Annotated in this window: 19 protein-coding genes; 9 read left to right on the plus strand and 10 right to left on the minus strand. The window is 72.4% G+C overall.

Going from position 1 to position 18,253, the window contains the following annotated elements; translation table 11 throughout:
* Positions 1-10: 10 nt before the first annotated feature.
* Positions 11-1,426 carry a cytochrome ubiquinol oxidase subunit I gene (locus ABTW72_RS28430; RefSeq protein WP_350863798.1) on the minus strand — a complete coding sequence of 472 codons (1,416 nt, stop codon included), beginning with the start codon at positions 1,424-1,426 and terminating at the stop codon, positions 11-13.
* Positions 1,427-1,588: 162 nt separating this feature from the next.
* Between ABTW72_RS28430 and ABTW72_RS28435 the strand changes: the two genes are divergently transcribed.
* The 5 genes from ABTW72_RS28435 to ABTW72_RS28455 all read left to right on the plus strand — a co-directional run bounded on the left by ABTW72_RS28435 (position 1,589) and on the right by ABTW72_RS28455 (position 6,155).
* Positions 1,589-2,362, plus strand: coding sequence for a lysophospholipid acyltransferase family protein (locus ABTW72_RS28435; protein WP_350863800.1), 774 nt, complete (start codon positions 1,589-1,591; stop codon positions 2,360-2,362).
* Between the two features lie 66 nt (positions 2,363-2,428).
* Entirely contained in the window at positions 2,429-3,013 is a 585-nt protein-coding gene (locus tag ABTW72_RS28440; protein ID WP_350863802.1) for a TetR/AcrR family transcriptional regulator, read from the plus strand.
* Between the two features lie 193 nt (positions 3,014-3,206).
* Positions 3,207-3,974 (plus strand): glycerophosphodiester phosphodiesterase family protein, encoded by a 768-nt coding sequence (locus ABTW72_RS28445; protein WP_350863804.1) that lies wholly within the window; start codon positions 3,207-3,209, stop codon positions 3,972-3,974.
* A 16-nt stretch (positions 3,975-3,990) separates the two neighbouring features.
* Positions 3,991-5,382 carry an MFS transporter gene (locus ABTW72_RS28450; RefSeq protein ID WP_350863806.1) on the plus strand — a complete coding sequence of 464 codons (1,392 nt, stop codon included), beginning with the start codon at positions 3,991-3,993 and terminating at the stop codon, positions 5,380-5,382.
* A 56-nt stretch (positions 5,383-5,438) separates the two neighbouring features.
* On the plus strand, positions 5,439-6,155 hold the full coding sequence (locus ABTW72_RS28455; RefSeq protein ID WP_502892258.1) for a thymidine kinase: 717 nt from the start codon (positions 5,439-5,441) through the stop codon (positions 6,153-6,155).
* Here ABTW72_RS28455 and ABTW72_RS28460 read toward each other — a convergent pair.
* Genes ABTW72_RS28460 through ABTW72_RS28470 form a run of 3 tightly spaced genes read right to left on the minus strand, consistent with a single transcriptional unit; the run spans position 6,122 to position 8,923 of the window.
* A complete protein-coding gene (locus ABTW72_RS28460) occupies positions 6,122-7,273 on the minus strand; it encodes a low temperature requirement protein A (RefSeq protein ID WP_350863809.1) in 1,152 nt (383 codons plus the stop codon). The genes ABTW72_RS28455 and ABTW72_RS28460 overlap by 34 nt on opposite strands.
* A gap of 59 nt (positions 7,274-7,332) precedes the next feature.
* Positions 7,333-8,526 carry a low temperature requirement protein A gene (locus ABTW72_RS28465; protein ID WP_350863812.1) on the minus strand — a complete coding sequence of 398 codons (1,194 nt, stop codon included), beginning with the start codon at positions 8,524-8,526 and terminating at the stop codon, positions 7,333-7,335.
* Positions 8,513-8,923 (minus strand): Rv0361 family membrane protein, encoded by a 411-nt coding sequence (locus tag ABTW72_RS28470; protein ID WP_091398090.1) that lies wholly within the window; start codon positions 8,921-8,923, stop codon positions 8,513-8,515. The genes ABTW72_RS28465 and ABTW72_RS28470 overlap by 14 nt, the downstream gene beginning before the upstream one ends.
* Before the next feature lie 194 nt (positions 8,924-9,117).
* Here ABTW72_RS28470 and ABTW72_RS28475 point away from each other — a divergent pair, with 194 nt between their 5' ends.
* Both ABTW72_RS28475 and ABTW72_RS28480 read left to right on the plus strand, forming a co-directional pair.
* Positions 9,118-10,821, plus strand: coding sequence for an acyl-CoA dehydrogenase family protein (locus ABTW72_RS28475; protein WP_350863815.1), 1,704 nt, complete (start codon positions 9,118-9,120; stop codon positions 10,819-10,821).
* A 31-nt stretch (positions 10,822-10,852) separates the two neighbouring features.
* Positions 10,853-12,016: an outer membrane protein assembly factor BamB family protein gene (locus ABTW72_RS28480; RefSeq protein WP_350863818.1), complete on the plus strand. Its 1,164-nt coding sequence runs from the start codon at positions 10,853-10,855 to the stop codon at positions 12,014-12,016.
* Positions 12,017-12,023: 7 nt separating this feature from the next.
* On the opposite strand, the gene ABTW72_RS28485 is transcribed toward ABTW72_RS28480, so the two are convergent.
* Positions 12,024-12,869, minus strand: a complete 846-nt coding sequence (locus ABTW72_RS28485) for an LLM class flavin-dependent oxidoreductase (protein ID WP_350863821.1) — start codon at positions 12,867-12,869, stop codon at positions 12,024-12,026.
* Positions 12,870-12,957: 88 nt separating this feature from the next.
* On the opposite strand from ABTW72_RS28485, the gene ABTW72_RS28490 reads away from it, so the two are divergent.
* A complete protein-coding gene (locus tag ABTW72_RS28490; RefSeq protein ID WP_112586954.1) occupies positions 12,958-13,329 on the plus strand; it encodes a VOC family protein in 372 nt (123 codons plus the stop codon).
* A gap of 32 nt (positions 13,330-13,361) precedes the next feature.
* Positions 13,362-13,769, plus strand: coding sequence for a RidA family protein (locus ABTW72_RS28495; protein ID WP_350863823.1), 408 nt, complete (start codon positions 13,362-13,364; stop codon positions 13,767-13,769).
* A gap of 27 nt (positions 13,770-13,796) precedes the next feature.
* On the opposite strand, the gene ABTW72_RS28500 is transcribed toward ABTW72_RS28495, so the two are convergent.
* From ABTW72_RS28500 to ABTW72_RS28520, 5 genes are all read right to left on the minus strand, one after another.
* A complete protein-coding gene (locus ABTW72_RS28500; protein ID WP_350863826.1) occupies positions 13,797-14,795 on the minus strand; it encodes a tyrosine-type recombinase/integrase in 999 nt (332 codons plus the stop codon).
* A gap of 71 nt (positions 14,796-14,866) precedes the next feature.
* Entirely contained in the window at positions 14,867-15,292 is a 426-nt protein-coding gene (locus ABTW72_RS28505) for an Hsp20/alpha crystallin family protein (RefSeq protein ID WP_350864015.1), read from the minus strand.
* A gap of 72 nt (positions 15,293-15,364) precedes the next feature.
* Positions 15,365-15,889 carry a GNAT family N-acetyltransferase gene (locus ABTW72_RS28510; protein WP_350863829.1) on the minus strand — a complete coding sequence of 175 codons (525 nt, stop codon included), beginning with the start codon at positions 15,887-15,889 and terminating at the stop codon, positions 15,365-15,367.
* 30 nt (positions 15,890-15,919) lie between these two features.
* Positions 15,920-17,596: an ABC-F family ATP-binding cassette domain-containing protein gene (locus tag ABTW72_RS28515; protein WP_350863832.1), complete on the minus strand. Its 1,677-nt coding sequence runs from the start codon at positions 17,594-17,596 to the stop codon at positions 15,920-15,922.
* Positions 17,597-17,839: 243 nt separating this feature from the next.
* Positions 17,840-18,253, minus strand: coding sequence for a DUF6069 family protein (locus ABTW72_RS28520; protein ID WP_350863835.1), 414 nt, complete (start codon positions 18,251-18,253; stop codon positions 17,840-17,842).

An 18,253-nucleotide genomic window follows, 5' to 3' on the forward strand; every position in this document is an offset into this window, starting at 1 on the left:
GGCTCCGGGATCAGTAGGCGAAGGCGAGCGGGCGCTCGGCGTCGTCGTGGGTGTCGTCGATGGGGTGCTCTTCGCTGACGTCGGGCACGCCGGCCTTGGCGTAACGAAGCAGCAGCTTGACCTCGATCACGGCGAGGGTGGCGTAGATGAGCGTGAAGGCGGTGAACGAGGTGAGCACCTCGGCCATCGAGACGCTGCGCGACACCCCGTTGCGGGTGAGCATCTCGCCGAAGACGATCCACGGCTGACGGCCCATCTCGGCGAAGATCCAACCGAAGGAGTTGGCCAGCAACGGCAGCACCGGCATGGCCAGCCCGGCGCGCAGTAGCCACTTGCTGCTCGGGGTGCGGCCCTTGCGCTGGCTCCAGAGCACCAGCAGGGCGATCGCGCCGGCCGCCATCCCGAAGGCGATCATGAAGCGGAAGCTCCAGTAGGTGACCGGGATGATCGGGGTGTAGCTGCCCGCGCCGTACTGGGTGGCGTACTGGGCCTGCAGGTCGTTGATGCCGTGCACGGTGCCGTTCGGGTCGCCGGTGCCCAGGTACGACAGCAGGTACGGGATCTTGATGGCGAACACCTCGCGGCTGCCGTCCAGGCTGCCGATGGTGAGCACGGAGAACGAGGCGGGGCTCTCGGTGGTGTAGAGGCCCTCGGCGGCGGCCATCTTCATCGGCTGCACGTCGGTCATGATCTTGCCCTGGATGTCGCCGGTGAACAGCACGGCCGCGGAGGCGACCAGGACCACCCAGGAGCCGAACTTGGTGGCGAAGCGGTAGGCGCCGGCGTCGGCGGAGTCGCGGTTGCGGATGACGTGCCACAGGCCGACCGCGACGATCAGCGACCCGGCGACCAGGAACGAGCCGGCCAGGGTGTGCGGGAAGGTGATCAGGGCGACCTTGTTGGTCAGCACGGCCGGGAAGTCGGTCAGCTCGGCGCGACCGGTGTCCGCGTTGATCCGGTAGCCGACCGGGTTCTGCATGAACGAGTTCGCCGCGAGGATGAAGTACGCGCTGAGGTTGGTGCCGATCGCGGCGGCCCAGATGCTGGCCAGGTGTGCCCGCTTGGGCAGCCGGTCCCAGCCGAAGATCCACAGGCCGATGAAGGTGGATTCGAGGAAGAACGCGACGAGCGCCTCGATGGCCAGGGGCGCGCCGAAGACGTCGCCGACGAAGCGGGAGTAGTCGCTCCAGTTCATGCCGAACTGGAACTCCTGCACGATCCCGGTGACCACGCCCATGGCAAAGTTGATCAGGAACAGCTTGCCGTAGAACTTGGTGAGCTTGAGGTAGCGCTCGTTGCCGGTGCGGTGCCACATCGTCTGCAGGATGGCCACCAGCACGGAGAGGCCGATGGTCAGCGGCACGAAGAGAAAGTGGTAGACGGTGGTGACACCGAACTGCCAGCGGGCAACGTCCAACGCGTCCACCTGAAAACCCCCAACCATCCGTACTACGCGACGTAGTAAATACTACCGCTCGTCGTAGAGGATTGGGCAGGGCCGGGCGGCCCGAACGCACCCGGGACCAATGACCCTGATCACCCGACCCGCCCTCGCCGCCCCGCCGGCGCGTGCGACGATGGCGCGCTGATGAACACCGCACACGCCACCTGGCAGCCGCCGCTGATCTGGCGCGCAGCCCTGCTGCTGGCTCGGGGCCTGGTCGGGCTGCTCGCCCGCCTCGAGGTCACCGGCGACGTCCCGGCGCACCTGCGCCGCGGCCCGCTGGTGCTGGCCGCCAACCACATCAGCCCGTTCGACCCGTTGGTGATGGCCGCCGCCTGCCAGGCCCGGGGCATCGCTCCCCGGATCATGGCGACCGCCGGACTGTTCCGCGCCCCGGTGCTCGGCGCCGCCATGCGCCACGCCGGGCACATCCGCGTCGACCGGGGCACCAACGCCGTGCACCGGGCCCTCGACGACGCCGCCACCGCCGCCGCCCGCGGCTCGGTGATCCTCATCTACCCGGAGGGGCGCATCGGTCTGGACCCCGGCCTGTGGCCCGAACGCGGCAAGACCGGCGCCGCCCGCCTCGCGCTGGCCTGCGGCGCTCCGGTCGTCCCGGTCGCCCAGTGGGGCGCTCACGAGGTGCTCCCCTACCAGGCGCCCCGGGGAATGCTGCGCGGCATCGCCCGCTCGCTGTGGCGTCGACCGGTGATCCGGGTGCACTTCGGCACCCCCGTGGCCCTGGGCGAGTCGGCCGCCGCCAACCCCGGCGCGGCCCGCCGCGCGACCGACCGGATCATCGACGCGCTCACCGACACCCTCGCCCCGCTGCGCCCCGACGAGCCGGACCTGCCCCGTCACGTCGACCCCGGCCGGCCCAGCGACCCGAGTCGCGCCCACCGCCGCAACCAGGGATGATGGTGCCTGCCGCACCCAGGGCTGACGAATTGGGCAATTTTCGCAAGATCATCTAATCTGTCTACTGTGAGCAACACTGAGATGGACGTCGAAGACCCGAAGCGCGCCGCAGTCCTTGTGACGGCGGTCGGGGTCTTCGGCCGCTACGGATTCCAGAAGACGTCCATGGAGTCCGTCGCCAGGGCGGCCGGCATTTCCCGACCTGGCCTGTACCTGATGTTCCCCAACAAGGAGCAGTTGTACCGCGCCACCATGCAGGGCGTCCTGGAGCGCGCCCAGCGGGCCATGGAGGTCCACCTCGCCGACCGCTCGCTGAGCTTCGACGCGGGAGTCGTGGCCGCGCTCGACGCGCTGATGGGCCCGTACATCGACACCCCGCTGGCCCGCGACCTCAACGAACTGCTGGAGAACAGCGAACCCCGGTTGGGCTCGATGTTCCACGACTACCAGGAGCGGGCCCGGGCGACGCTGAGCGCCCACATCGCCGCCACCGCCCCGCCCGGCCTGCTGCACGCCGACCTGACCGGACACGACGTGATGGATCTGCTCTTCTCCGCCGCCCTGACCTGGAAATCGACCTCGGCCACCAGGGACGAGTTCCGCGACCGCATCCGGCGCAGCCTTCAGCTGATCCACCGACCCGCCGGCTGACCCGCCGGGCGTCGACCGCATCGCCTCGCGCTGATCGACTCGGCTTCCCGCGAACCCGGACATCCCCGCGCCCCGGACACCCCGCCTTTCAGGAAGCCGAGTCGATCAACACCGAGCCCGGACGGCGGCGCGAGCGGGCGACAGACGCCGGCCGGCCACCCGCCGGCCACCAACCGGGGGCATACTGCGTCGCGTGTTGACCCGATTCGGCTACCTCGACGCGCCGGCGCCGCTGGCGTTCGCCCACCGTGGCGGCGCCGCCGAAGGCGACGAGAACACCACCGAGGCGTTCGCCCGGGCCATCGGGCTGGGCTACCGGTACGTGGAGACCGACGTGCACGCCACCGCGGACGGTGTGGCGGTGATCTTCCACGACCCGACGCTGCGCCGGGTCACCGGTGAGGCGGGACGCATCGCCGACATGAGCTGGGCCGACCTCGCCTCGGTACGCGTCGGCGGCGCCGCCGTCGTACCCCGGCTCGACGAGGTGTTGGGGGCGTGGCCGCAGGTCCGCTTCAACGTCGACGTGAAGGCCGACGGCGGCGTCGAGCCGACGGTCGCGACCGTGAGCAGGGCCGGCGCCGGCGACCGGGTGCTGCTCGCCTCGTTCAGCGACGCCCGGCTGACCCGGCTGCGGGCGCTCACCGAGGGCCGGGTCGCCACCAGCCTCGGCATGCGTGGGGTCGCCCGGCTGCGGCTGGCCTCCCTGCACGGACGCCCACTGCGGCTGCCGCCGTCGGTGGTCGCCGCGCAGGTGCCGCCACACTACGGGCGGGTGCCGGTGGTGAACCGCCGGTTCCTCGACTACTGCCACCGCATCGGCCTGCAGGTGCACGTCTGGACGATCGACGAACCAGCCCAGATGCACGACTTACTGGATCGTGGCGTGGATGGCATCATGACCGATCACGTCGGCGTGCTGCGCGACGTCTACCGCAGCCGCGGCCACTGGGCCGCCTGACCATCGAAGGACCCCGATGGCCGAGACCGTGACCCCCACGGTGGACGACACCCCGCCTCCGGCGAGCACCCGCCGGGAACGCAGGGGCTGGTACATCTACGACTGGGCCAACTCCGCGTTCCAGACCACCGTGATCACCGTGTTCCTCGGCCCGTTCCTGACCACCGTCGCCGAGTTGGCGGCCGGCTGCGAACTCGGCGCGGACTCCTGCGACGGCTCCGTCTACCCACTGGGCATCAAGATCGCCGCCGGGTCCTACTACCCGTACCTGATCTCGCTGTCGGTGTTCCTCACCGTGTTCGTGCTGCCGGTCATCGGGGCGATCGCCGACCGCTCGGCACACAAGAAGCGGCTGCTCGGCGGCGCCGCGTTCACCGGCGCCGGCGCCACCATCGCGATGGCCTTCGTCACCGGTGACCGCTACCTGCTCGGCGGGGCGCTCTTCCTGGTCGCCAACATCTCCTTCGGCGCGGCGATCGTGGTCTACAACTCGTTCCTGCCGCAGCTCGGCGGCCCCGACGAACGCGACGGCATCTCCAGTCGCGGCTGGGCGCTGGGCTACCTCGGCGGCGGTCTGCTGCTGGCCCTCAACCTCGTCGCGATCACAGTCCTCGACGAGGGCGACAACCCGCAACGCACCCTGGACCTGGCTCGCTGGTCGATCGTGTCCGCCGGAGTGTGGTGGGCGTTGTTCACGCTGGTGCCGCTGCGCTGGCTGCGCGAACGCCCCAGCGTCGCGGCCCTGGCCAGTGGCGGCAACGTGCTCACCGACGGGTTCCGGCAACTCGCCCGCACCATGCGCGAGGTCAAGGCGTACCCGTTGACGCTGTACTTCCTGCTGGCTTTCCTGGTCTACAACGACGGCATCCAGACCGTCATCACCCTGGCCAGCCAGTACGGCACCGAGGAGTTGCGGCTGGAGCAGAGCACCCTGATCATCACGATCCTGCTGGTGCAGTTCCTCGCCTTCGGCGGCGCGTTGAGCCTGGGCGCGCTGGCCAAGCGGATCGGCGCCTGGAAGACCGTGCTGCTCAGCCTGGTGCTCTGGACCGGTGTGATCATCGCCGCGTTCCGGCTGCCCGCCGAGGCGCCGGTGCCGTTCATGGTCCTCGGCGCGGCCATCGGCCTGGTTCTCGGTGGCAGCCAGGCGCTGAGCCGGTCGCTGTTCAGCCAGCTCATTCCGGCCGGCAAGGAAGGCGAGTACTACGGCTTCTACGAGATCAGCGACAAGGGCACCAGTTGGCTCGGCCCGCTCGCCTTCGGCCTGGTGTTCCAGCTCACCTCCTCGTACCGGGTGGGCCTGGTCTCACTGCTGATCTTCTTCGTGGTCGGGTTCCTGCTCCTTGCCGCCGTGCCGATCCGCCGTGCCATCGTGGCCGCGGGCAACACCCCACCCCGGGTGCTCTGAGCACGGGTCCCGCGCCCAACCGATCCGGGCCGGTCAATGGGCTAGGCTGCCCGACCGTGACCGACGACGCCGCCACCGCCCCGACCTGCCTGGCCCACCCGTTCCCCGGCCAGCCACACGCTCCGGCCGGGTGCGCGGCCGCGCGCGGGCTCGACGGGCGTCCGGTGCACGCGGCGGCGTTGAAGTTCTTCTGGGGGCCGATGGACTGCGGCAAGTCCACGATGGCGTTGCAGATGAACTACAACCACGCCCGGCAGGGCCGGCGCGGGCTGGTCACCACCCGCATCGATCGGTCGCTGGGACCGCAGGTCACCACCCGCATCGGCCTGGCCCACGAGGCCATCGAGGTCACCGACGACCTGGACCTGCGGGCCCTCGTGCGCGGCCGGTGGGCCGACGGGGTACGCGTCGACTACCTGATCTGCGACGAAGCGTGCTTCTACACCGTCGAGCACGTCGAGCAAATGGCCGAGCTGGTGGACAGCTACGACGTCGACGTGTTCGCGTTCGGCCTGGCCACCGACTTCCGGTCGCGGCTGTTCCCCGCCGCGCAACGCCTGTTCGAGCTGGCCGACGAAGTGGCCCGCATCCAGGTCGAGGTGCTCTGCTGGTGCGGCCGCGAAGGGTTGCTCAACGCCCGGGTCGTCGACGGGCGGGTCGTCCGTGAGGGCGCCCAGGTCGTCATCGGCGACACCGTCGACACCGCCGACGTGCGCTACCAGGTGCTCTGCCGCCGGCACTACCGCAGCGGCGACCTCGGCCCCCGCGACTGAACGGCCCGCCGCGCCGACACACGGTCGGCGACGATCACCCCGACCGTGATCAGCAGCGCCACACCGGCGGCCAACGCGACCGGCGCCCGCAACGCCACCGCCGCCGGGGACAGCGCGAGCAGCAGCAGCGTCGCCGCGACCCGGGCGACCACCCCAGCCTCGCCGAGCGCCAACTCGTACGCGGCGTGCCCGGCCAGAAACAACGCGGGACCGCCCAGGACGACCAGCGCGCTCGCCCAGCCGACCGGTTCCCCGGGGTCGTGCAGCAGCCGCTCGTCACCGACGGCCGTGACGACGATGCCGCCCACCATCACCGGGTGCAGATAGTTGAACACCAGCCGGGAGAGCCGCCCGGCCCGGTCACCCGCGGTCGCCAACGCCGCCGTGCTGGCCCGCGCCCGGTCGAAGTACACCCACCACAGGGCCACCGAACCGGCGAACGCGAGGAGGAACGCGGCGATGGTCACCCGGTCCAACCGCTGTGTCAGCGTCCCACCGGTGATCAGGATCGACTCTCCCAGCGCGATGAGGATGAACGCCTGACAACGTTCGGCCAGGTGCCCGCCCTCCACCCGCCAGTGCTCCGGCCTGCTGCGGCCCATCCCGGGCACCGGAAACCCGGCCGCCAGCCCGACCGAGTCGACGACGATCACCGCGATCCAGATCAGCTCCCGGGCCGGGGCGTCCACCAGCCCGCCGACGACCGCCAGGGCCCCGGTACCGGTGATCCAGACGAAACACTGCCGGAAACTGTCACCGAGCCAGGGTTCGCCCCGGATCGCCCACAGGGAGAAGGCCGTGCGACCCACCTGCACCGCCGCGTACGCCAGGGCGAAGAGCAGACCGTTGTCGCCGAAGGCGGTGGGCAGCGCGGCGGCGAGCAGCAGACTGCCGAGCGTCACCACCAGCAGTGTGGCCCGCACGGGTGTCCGGTCCGGGTGCAGCCAGTTGCCCGCCCACACCGTGTAGATCCAGACCAGCCAGATCAGGCTCAGCAGCACCGCTGTCCGCCCGACACCCTGCCAGCTCAGGTTCTCGGCCAGGTAGTGCGACAGTTGGGTGATCGTGAAGACGTAGACCAGGTCGAAGAAGAGCTCGGTGGAGGTGGTCCGCTCCACGCCACGGCGCGGGCGCAGCAACTGCGGATGACGTGGACCGCGTCCTGGCGACGCTCCGCTCACCGTGCAACCACCGGTGACCGGAACCGGTCGGTCAGGATCACGGCGACCGTCACCGCCAACGCCACCGCGGCGCACACCGCGACGGGTGCCCCCAGCACCACACCGACCGGCATCAACGCCAGCAGGACCACCACCGCCGTGACCCGGCTGGTCGGCAGGGCCCGCCACAGCAGCGCCTTGTAGGCGGCGTGCCCGGCCAGGAACAGCGCGGGACCACCCAGGATGAGCAGCACGTCGACCGTGGTGGCCGGCACGCCCGGCTCCCGCAGCAACCGTTCGTCGGCCGCCGACGTGACGACGACACCGGCGACGATCACCGGGTGCAGGAAGTTGAACGCGACCCGGCTCAACGCGCCGGTGCGCTCTCCGGCCTGGGCGATGACCTCCGTGGCGGCCTGGGCCGAGCGGGCGAAGTACACCCACCACAGCGCCACCGAACCGCCGAACGCCAGCAGGAACGCCCCAGACGTCACCAGGTCCACGTGCGACGTGAGGGCGCTGCCGGTGACCAGGATCGACTCCCCCAGCGCGATCAGGACGAACGCCGCGCACCGTTCGGCCAGGTGCCCACCCTCCACCATCCACCGCTCGGGTCGGCTACGTCCCCGTCGCGGCAGCGGATAGCCGATCGAGAGGCCGACCACCTCGATCACGATCACCGCTGCCCACACCGCGTCCCGGGCGGCCCCGCCGACCAGGCCACCGACGACCACGAGGACCGATGTCCCGGCGATCCACGGCAGCGACTGCTGAAATCCGGCCACCAACCACGGACTGCCCTGCACCGCCCACAACGAGAACAGGGTGCGACCCACCTGCACGATCACGTAGACCAGCGCGAAGAGCAGCCCGGTCGAGCCGAACGCCTGCGGGATCGCCGCCGACAACAGCAGGCTGCCCAGCCCCACCCCGATCAGCATCGTCCGCACCGGTCCCTGGTCCGGTTGCAGCCAGTTGGTCAGCCAGGTGGTGTAGACCCAGACGAGCCACACCAGCGCCAGCAACAGGCCGGTACGCCCGGCGCCCCGCCAGTCCGGGTGTGCGATCAGGTAGTGCGACAACTGGGTGATGGTGAAGATGAAGACCAGGTCGAAGAAGAGCTCCGTCGACGTGGTCGGCTGCACCCCCTCACGTGGTCGCAGCAACTGTGGGCGTACCGGGGCGGCGACCGGGGGCTCAGAAGGGGTCACCGCACACCCGCCAGTTCCCGTCCTCACGGACCACCGGCAGGCGACGTTCTTCGCTGATTCCGCCGTCGCGGGTCACCTTCACGGTCACCGTGCCGTGCGGTCGTCCGCTGCGGGTGGCGACCGACACGTCGGTGATCTCGTAGTCGGTGACCATCGGTGGTGTCCGCACCCAACTGGTGAAGCCGATCGCGCTCCACCGGCTGCGCGCGTCCTCGCAGAGCCGCTCGTACGCCCGGTCACTGTCGCCCAGGGCCACCTCGCTGAGAAAACCGTCGGCGGTCTCCCGGATCGGGCCGGCGGCCTGCCGGACGGTCTGCAGGTTCCAGGCGCCCAACCCGGCCACCCCCACGCAGCACAACGCCACGCCGAACCCGGCGAACGCCAACCCGGTGCGCATCGGGCGGCGACGCCGGGCCGGTCGGCTCCACGACTGGCCCGCACCCACGACTACCGACCGTAGAGAAGACGCTCACGCTGACGGGCGACAAGCCGGAAACTGGGTGCGCCCGATGCGCGGGTGTGCCCTGTTCGCGGCGGCCCTACATCGTCTACCGTCGGCGCACACCCCCGAGCAGTGCCAGGAGCCGATCGATGAGCCGCTTCGTGCAGCCGGTACCACCCCCCGTCGACCCGTACGCCGACGATGGCCTGCTGCGGTCCTGGCTGGAGCGTCACCTCGGCCCGGGCGGGCACGCCGCCGCGAAGGGCCGTCTCGCGGACCTGGCCGCCGACGTCACCGGGCCGCTGCGCGCGGCGCACGCCGACGCGGAGGCCCACCCGCCGACGCTGGTCCGCTACGACCCGTGGGGTGCCCGGATCGACCGCATCGACACCTCCGCCGGTTGGCAGGCGCAGCGCGCCGCCGCCGCCCGACACGCCGTGGTGGCGCTGCCCTACCTGCCGGACGCCCGGGGCACCTGGGGTGCCGCCGCGCGGGTCGTTCAGCACGCCCTGCTGCACCTGTACGGGCCGGAGTCGGCGACGTTCTCCTGCCCGGTGGCGATGGCCGACGGGGCGGCGGCACTGCTCAGCATGCCCGACGTCGACGCCTCGGTCCGCGACGCGTGGCTGCCCCGGCTGATCTCCACGGACCCGACCACGGCGATCACCAGTGGGCAGTGGATGACAGAGTCGCAGGGCGGCTCCGATCTGGGCCGCTCCAGCACGCTCGGTCGACCCGCGGCAGACGGTTCGTGGCGGCTGACCGGGGAGAAGTGGTTCTGCTCCGCTGCCGACGCGGCGATGGCGGTGGCGCTGGCCCGGCCGGAGGGCGCCGGGCGGGGCAGTCGGGTGCTCGCCCCGTTCCTCGTTCCCCGGTACGCGGTCGACTCACCGCTGGCCGACGGCGCGGCGCCGGGTGCACCCGCACCGGGTGTCACGGTGCACCGGCTCAAGGACAAGCTCGGCACCCGGGCGCTGCCCACCGCCGAGATCGGCCTGCGCGACGCGTACGCCCTCCCGCTGGGTGACCCGGCGGTGCCCGGTCTGGTTCGGGCGATGACCCTGGTCGTGGTGACCCGGGTGCACAACGCCGCGGCGGCGGCCGGTGGGATGCGACGGGGTCTCGCCTACGCCCGCGCGTACGCCGAGGTGCGGCACGTCGCCGGTGGCCCGCTGGTGTCCTCGCCCCTGCACCGGGCCACCCTGGGCACCCTCGCGGTCGACGCGGCGGGCGCGTTCGCCCTTGCTGGGCACGCCTTCGCCCTGCTCGGGCGGGTCGAGGTCGGCGCCGACCCGGAGGCCGCTGCCGAGCTGCGCATCGTGGCGCCGTTGGCGAAGCTGGCCACCGGACGGCTCGCCGTCAGCTCCGCCAGCGAGTACGTGGAGAGCTTCGGCGGTGCCGGCTACGTGGAGGACACCGGCGTGCCCCGGCTGCTGCGCGACGCCCAGGTGCTGCCGATCTGGGAGGGCACCACCAATGTGCTGGCCCTGGACGTGCTGCGCGCGCTGACCCGCGAGGACGCCGGTGCGCCGCTGCTGAGCCGGCTGGCCGCCGCCGCCGACCTGGCCCGGCCGCTGTCGCCGGTGCTGGCCGACACCCTGGCCACCACCGCCGCGCAGTTGGCGGAGACCATCACCGCGGTGACGGTCGACCCGGGTGCGTCGGCGGTGCTCGCGGGCGCCCGCGGTCTGGCGTTGCGCCTGGCGTACGCGCTGACCACCGCGTTGCTCGTCGAGCACGCCGCGTGGGGCGACGAGCAGGCGGAGTTGGCCGCCCGACTGTGGGCGCGCCGCTGGCTGCGGCACGAGGAGATCGCCGAGGACGCCCACCACCACCTCGACCTGCTCTGCTGACCGGCCGGCGCGAGCGGACGGGTGGGCGCCCATGTCGGTGCTGATCGAGCTGGGTGACGACCGGGGCGCACCCTTGGAGGAACGCCGGCCACCGCCGCAGGTGTCCCGCCGGTGGCGGGTGGCGGCGCTGGTGGCGGCCTGTGTCCTGCTCGGCGGTGCCACCCCAGCCGCGCGCCTGACGCCTCAGCCCGGGCCGGCGGTGCCCGCCCGGGCGACCGTGCTCGGCGCGGGGCCGCTGCTGCTGGTCGTCGACCCCGAGCCGAACCCGCCGACGCTGAGCGCCTACGACTCGGCCGCACCGGACGGCCCGCCGCGGTGGCGGGTCACCGTGCCGCCCGCCGCCGGGTGGTTCGCCGAGGTCGCCGGTGACCTGTTACTGCTGGTCGAGCGCGACCAGGCGCTCGGGGCACGGGTCACCACCGCGCGGTCGTTGCGGACCGGCCAGCCGGTGTGGCGGCGACCCGAGCGGGTGTACGCGGCCGGGAACGAGGCGGTCGCGGTGAGCGAGGTGCGCAGCGCCTCCGAACCGGGTCGGCGGGTCGAGGGCACGGTGCACGGCGTCGACCCGGCCACCGGCGCGACCCGGTGGTCGGTCCCGCTGCCTTCCACGGCGGTGCTGCGGGCGCTGCCCGGGCGGGTGCTGCTGGTACAGGATGACGGGTTGGTCCGGCTGCTCGACGCCCGTGACGGCACCGAACGCGGGCGGGGACAGCTTCCGCCGGCCGACTACGGCCCGGACAATCCCCAGGTCGCCGGCGCGCACCTGGTGCTGCGCCACCCGAGCGGCGCCGCGATGGCGCTGACCGGCTACGACCTACCCGGGCTGGCGCGACGCTGGCAGGTGCCGGTGCAGCCGGGCGAGCTGATCCTGCGGCCCTGCCAGGGTCTGATCTGCGGGCAGGACGAGCAGGGACGCTGGGCGATCGACCCGGGCAGCGGGGTGCGGGCGTGGACGTGGCCGGCCGGGGCGCGCTGGCGGACGGTGGCTGGCCCACGGGTCGCTGCGGAACCCTTGGTGGTGCTGGGAATGGCGGCGGACGGAAGGCGCCCCCTGGTCGCGACGATGGGACGCGACGGCCATCGGGTGTCCGCAGTGCTCCCGGCGGGTGTGACCGACTGCCGCCGGGTCGGCGCCGGGTTGATCTGCCGCGACGGCACGGCCCGCGTGACGTTCTGGCCAATCGAGGGCCCGTGACGCCGGGTCAGCGCAGGGGGCCTCGGGCAACGGCCGCGCGCATCGTCGCCGGGTCGTCGGCCGGGACGAACTCCAGCCACCAGGTGGCCCCGGCGGCGGCCAGCTCACCGAGGTAGGCCCGTTCGGTGCGCTCGTCGGAACGGCGCCGCCGGCCGCCGACCGCCACGTCGAACGGCTGACCGTCGGCGCGCGTCGCTGGCAGGGCGTTCGCCAGGTCGTGTACCTCGTCGGGGGTGAAGTCGGACCACCCGTCGGTGTCGGTGAGCTTGTACGGCACGATGCCGTCGGCGCGGGCGGCCCGGCGGCGCACCGCCCCGGCCTGGGTGCTCCCACCGACCCAGACCGGCACCCGCGGCGACTGCACCGGTGCCGGCCGCAGCGACACCCCGTCGGCGCGGTAGTGGGTGCCCTGGTGGCTGACCCGGCCACCGCTGAGCAGCCCCGTCAGCAGGTCGAGACCCTCGTCGAGCATCGCGGCCCGCACGGACACCTCGGTCTGCTCGCCGAAGGCGGCCAGGCCCCGATCGCCGGGGTCGCCGACACCGACCGCCACGGTGGCCCGGCCCGCGCTGAGGTGGTCGAGGGTGAGGACCTCCCGTGCCAACTTCGCCGGGCGACGCCGGGGCAGCGCGGTGACCGTGGTGCCCAGCCGCACCCGGTCGGTGCGCCCGGCGATCGCGGCGAGGACCAGCCACGGGTCGTAGGTGAACGGCTCGTCGCCGGAATAGTGGATCAGATAGTCCTCCAGGAACACGCCGTCCCAGTCGGCGCGTTCGGCCAGCTCACCCAGCTCGACCAGGGTGGACACCGCGACCGAGGCCCCGCCGCAGGAAATCTCCAGACCATGTCTCATCCGTCGACCGTAGGGCCGGGGCCCGACACCGGGCCGCAGCGAGTGTCGCGGGGCCGGAGTTGTCGGGCCCCGGCGGCATACTGCCGGCGTGACGACTTCTGCCGACCTCGCAATGGTCAACCTCGACAGTTCCGATCCCGCCGGCCACGCCGCGTTCTACCACGAGGCGCTGGGCTGGGAGGTCACCCACAGCCAACCGGAGTACGCGATGATCAGCTCCGGTGGCGTCTCCATCGGCTTCGGGCTGGTCGAGGGCTACCGACCGCCCTCCTGGCCGGACCAGACCGGCGACAAGCGCTACCACCTGGATCTCTACGTCGACGACCTGGCGGCGGCGGAGGAGAAGTTCGTCGCCGCGGGTGCGTCGAAGCCGGCCTTCCAGCCCGGCGGCGAGCGGTGGGTGGTGCTTCTCGACCCGATCGGGCAGCCGTTCTGCATCTGCCCCCGCCCACAGAGCTGAGACGGCCCGGCGCGACGACAGAAGGAGTCAGCATGGCCATCACCCTCGTCAATCCGGACGGGCTACCGAAGCCGGACGTCTACCGTCAGTTGTCGATCGCGACCGGGTCCAAGCTGGTCTTCCTCGCCGGTCAGGTGGCCCGCGACGTGGAAGGGCGCAAGGTCGGCGAGGGAGACCTCGCCGCCCAGGTCGAGCAGTGCTATCTCAACATTGGCACCGCCCTGGCCGAGATCGGTGGGTCCTTCGGCGACGTGGCGAAACTGACCATCTACGTCGTCGACTGGTCGCCCGACAAGATGCCCCTGTTGGGCGAAGGCGTCGCTCGGGCGGGTGCGAAGCTGGGAGTTGACCTGGTCAAGCCCATCACGCTGCTGGGTGTCAGTGCTCTGGGCGAGCCGGATCTCCTCGTCGAGGTCGAAGCCACCGCGGTTCTCGACTGACAACAACCCGACCTCGGGCTGTAGCAGTCAGCCGCGACGACGCGACCGGGCCGCCCACACCGCGTAGGCCGGGTCGCGGTCGAGGTTGTGCCGGTCCCGGTCGTAGCGGCGGGTGGTGCGCGGGTCGGCGTGCCCCATGGCGTCCTGCACGTCCTCCAACGGCACGCCCTCGGAGCGGGCCGTGGTGGCGAAGGCGTGTCGCAGTGAGTGTGGGGACAGCTTCGCCCAGGCCGGGATGCCGGCGGCGCGGGCGAGCCGACGGACCATCCGGAACACCGAGTGCCGGTCCAGCCGGGCACCGCTGGCGGTGACCAGCAGCGGGCCGGTGAGCTGCGGCACCGGCACGCCGGTGGTGGCGGCCCGCTGGGCCAGGTAGGCGTCCACGGCGTGCCCGGTGCCGGGGGTGAGGGCGCGACGACGTTGTTTGCCGCCCTTGCCGACGAAACGCACGCTGCGGTGGCCGCGTTCGGTGCCGAGGTCGGTCAGGTCCAGCGAGATCAGCTCCCCGACCCGCAGACCCAGGTCGGCGAGGAGCGCGAGCGCCGCCCGGTTGCGTACGGCGGTCGCGCCGGTGTCCGCGTCGGCCGCGCTGAGCAGGGCGTCCACCTCCTCGGGTGTGAGCCCGACGGTGGCGGAGTGGTCCCGGTCGACGCGGGGGCGGTCGGCGCCGGAGACCGGGTTGGCCGGCACAGCGCCCAGTTTGACCAGGAAGTCGTACCAGCTGGACAGTGCCGAGAGTCGGCGCGCGACGGTCGCCGGGGTCAGTGGGCGGCCGCTGCGGGCGTCGACGCTGCTCTCCAGCGCGCGGGCGTACTCGTTGACGTGCAGGAACGTGGCCCGCAGCGGGTCCAGGTCGTGACCGGAGCACCAGCGGAGCCAACCGGTGACGTCACGTCGGTAGGCGTCGCGGGTGTGCTCGGACAGCCGCCGGTTGCGCAGCCACGCCTCGGTGACCTCGACCGGCCCGCTCGGCAGCGCCGGTGGCGCGGACGGGTGGGCGAGCACCGGAGCGTCGGAGAACACCATGTGAAAAAGGCTCTCAGCCTCGGGTGGGATCGGCGTGCAGGCGCGCCGGTCCCACCCGTCACCGTGTCGGATCAGGCGTTGATCTCTCGGCGGGAGCCGCCGTTGGCCTGGACGGTCACCCGGCGGGGCTTGGCGCGCTCGGCGACCGGGATGCGCAGCGTCAGCACCCCGTTCTCGTAGCCGGCTTCCAGCTTGTCGGTGTCCAGCGTGTCGCCGAGGAACAGCCGCCGGGTGAAGGTGCCCATCGGGCGTTCGGCGGCGACCAGTTCGACGCCGTCGCCGGTGGGCCGGCGACGCTCGGCGCGGACGGTGAGCACGTTGCGCTCGACGGTGCAGTCGATGCTGTCCGGATCGACGCCGGGCAGGTCGAACGCCGCGTAGAAGTGGTCGCCGTCGCGGTAGGCGTCCAGGTGCATCGTCGCGGGACGGGCCGCCGTACCGAAGAACTGCTCGGCGAGCCGGTCGATCTCGCGGAACGGGTCGGTACGCATCAACATCGTCATGCCTCCTCGGTTCTCCTGGCCGAAGGTGATGAGTTGAGCCGGGGTGACTCAACTTCCTCTTCTTATTTAGCGCGTCCGCGCGCCGACGTCAACTGCTCCGGACAACCGCTTTTCAAACCAGTGTTCGGCGTAGGGGCCCCGCGAGTACGCCGGGATCTCGGCGTAGCCGTGCCGCGCGTACAGGGCTCGGGCCTCGACCAGGTCGTGCCGGGTGTCGAGCCGGATCCGGTCCGCCCCGGTCGCGCGGGCCTGCTCCTCGACGGCGGTCAGCAACGCGGCGCCCCCGCCGGCGCCGCGGTGCTCGGGGCGAATGAACACCCGGGTCAGCTCGGCCCAGCCGGGTTGCCAGCGCAGCCCGGCGCAGCCGGCCAGGTCGGTGCCGTGGTGGGCGAGCAGGAGCAGCCCGCTCGGCGCGGTCAGGTCGTCGCTGGGCAACTCGGTCAGCGCCGCGTCGACCTCGCCGGGAAGGGCCGGGCGACGGTGGTAGCGCACCACCATTTCGGTCATGTACTCGCGCAGCAGCAGCAACGCGTCGGGGTGGTCGGGCCGGCTGGTAATGGTCGTCCAGGTGGGCCGGGCGGCAATGGTCACCTGTTGATCATCACCGCCCGGTCAACGGTTTTATCCGGTCGCCCCGGTTGGCGTGCCCGGTGGCGCGGGCTCGCCGACCCGTAGCAGCGGCCAGTCGGCCAGGTCCCGCAGCAGCTGCCGGTCGTGGGTGGCGACGACGACGGCGGCGCTCGTGGCGCGGATCGCGGCGGTCAGTTCGTCGGCCAGGGTCGACGACAGGTGGTTGGTCGGCTCGTCGAGCAGGATCAGCGTGGGCCGCCCGGCCAGCACCAGCGCCAGGTCGAGGCGGCGCTGCTGCCCCTGCGACATCCGCCCGACGGGCGTACGCGTCGCGGCGGAATCCAGCAGCCCGAGCGATCCGAGCGGCACGGTCTCGGCCGCGGGCAGCACTCCACGCGACACCAGCCGTCCCACCCGGCGGGCGTACACCTCGTCGGCGGTGAGGTCGGGGGCCTGCCCGGCGGTCTCCTGGGTGAGCCGGGCGACCCGCGCCTCCTTCGCCGTCCAGGCGTACCCGTCGGTGGGTTCGAGCGCTCCGGCGAGCACCGCGAGCAGTGTGGACTTCCCGACGCCGTTGGGCCCGGTGACGAGCAGCCGATCACCGCCGTCGATGGTGAGGTCGACCGGACCAGCGAGCCGCCCGTCGACGGCGACGCCCTGTGCGCGTACCTGCGGTGCGCCCAGCCGTACGCCAAGGTCCGGCAACCGCAGCGTCGGCGGTGGTTTCGGTACGTCGATCCGGTGTGCCTGGAGCGCGTCCTGCTGCCGGTTCAGGGCCTGCACGACGCCCGGCGCGCGGGACTGGCGCTGGTGCTTGCCGGTCCCCTTGTCCGGCCGCCAGCCGGTGGAGAGCCGGTCGCGGGCCTTCGACACCGCGTCCTGGAGTCGTCGACGCTCGGCCTGCTGCTGCTCGTACTCCTGCTCCCAGTGCTCCCGCTCGCGGCGCCGCGCGTCCTGCCAGGCGTCGTAACCGCCGGCGTGGAGCCGCGCCTTCGCGTCATGGGTGGGGTCGAGGTCGAGGAACCGGTCCGCGACGTCGCGCAGCAGCGCCCGGTCGTGGCTGACGATCGCGAGACCGCCGTCGTGCTCGCGGAGCCGGCGGGTCAGGAAGTCCAGGCCGTCGGCGTCGAGGTGGTTCGTCGGCTCGTCGAGCAGCAGTACGTCGTGGCGCGCGCCGAGCAGGCACGCCAGCCGCACCCGGTAGCGCTGCCCCACCGACAACGTCGCCAGGGGACGCTCGCGGTCGGTGCAGGCGCCGAGGGCCTCCAGTGCCACGTCGACGCGGCGTTCGGCGTCCCACGCGTCGAGCCGGGTGGCCGCGTCGAGCGCGGCGGCGTAGCGGTCCTCGGCGCTCGGATCGCCTTCGGTCAGGGCGAGGGTCGCCTCGTCCAGCGCGGCGAGGGCGGTGAGCGACGCGGCCAGCGCCTCGGACGTCAGGGTGCCGACCGTCTCGCCGTCGCGGGCGGGCAGCTCCTGGCGGGCCAGGCCGATCGTGCCGGCCCGCTGCACGGTGCCGTGGTCCGGCGTGATCAGCCCGGCGAGGACGTGCAGCAGCGTCGTCTTGCCGCGACCGTTCTCGCCGACGACCGCCACCCGCGAACGGGCGGAGACGGTGACCGAGACATCGGTCAGGACGCGACGGGACCCGCGGGTCACGGTGATGTTCGTGGCGCGCACGTGCGCGCTGCCGCCGGCCTCGGCCGGCAGGGAGATGACTTCGGGGTTCAACGGTGCTCCGCAGCTCGCGATGGAGCCGGGCAGCAGCCAACGGCCGCCCGGCGGGAACCGGGACGGCGAGCGCGAATTCAGCAGAACGAAGGGCGCCGCCGTCAGCGGGCGGAGCGGACCTTCTGCGACCAGATACCTCGTGCCATGGCGGCGATGGTAGCAACCTCGGCGCATCGACTCCCGAGGGTTTCGCCCACCCCGTGGTCAGCGCGACACGAGGTGGGCGGGGGGAATACCAGTCGTCTACCGGCGGGGGCGGGGCAGCAGGGCGATCAACGCGACCGCCACGGCCACGTGTGTCGCGCCGAGGGCGAGCTTGGCCCCGCCGGTGGCCTCGACGCTGAGCACGGGGACGAAGGACAGCACCGTCACGACGATGGCCAGCGAGATCCAGACCGGTCGGGCGACCCGGGTGGCGAACCGCTCCAGCAGCGCCAGCGCCGCCCAGCCGAGCAGGGCGGCCACCAGGGCGATCATGACGATCGCGCCGGCCCCGATGACAGTGGCGGGCTGGCCCGGGCTCTCGACGGTGTAGTCGACTCCGGCCAACGCGCCGATCGCCCAGATGGCCAGGGGAGCCACGACGGCGGCGGCGACGCCGAGGGCACGGCGGCGCAGTGGTGAGGGGGCGGGGGTCGTGACGGCGGTAGCACTCAT

The sequence above is a fragment of the Micromonospora sp. NPDC127501 genome (genome assembly GCF_040302185.1).
In the GTDB taxonomy this organism is placed as follows: domain Bacteria; phylum Actinomycetota; class Actinomycetes; order Mycobacteriales; family Micromonosporaceae; genus Micromonospora.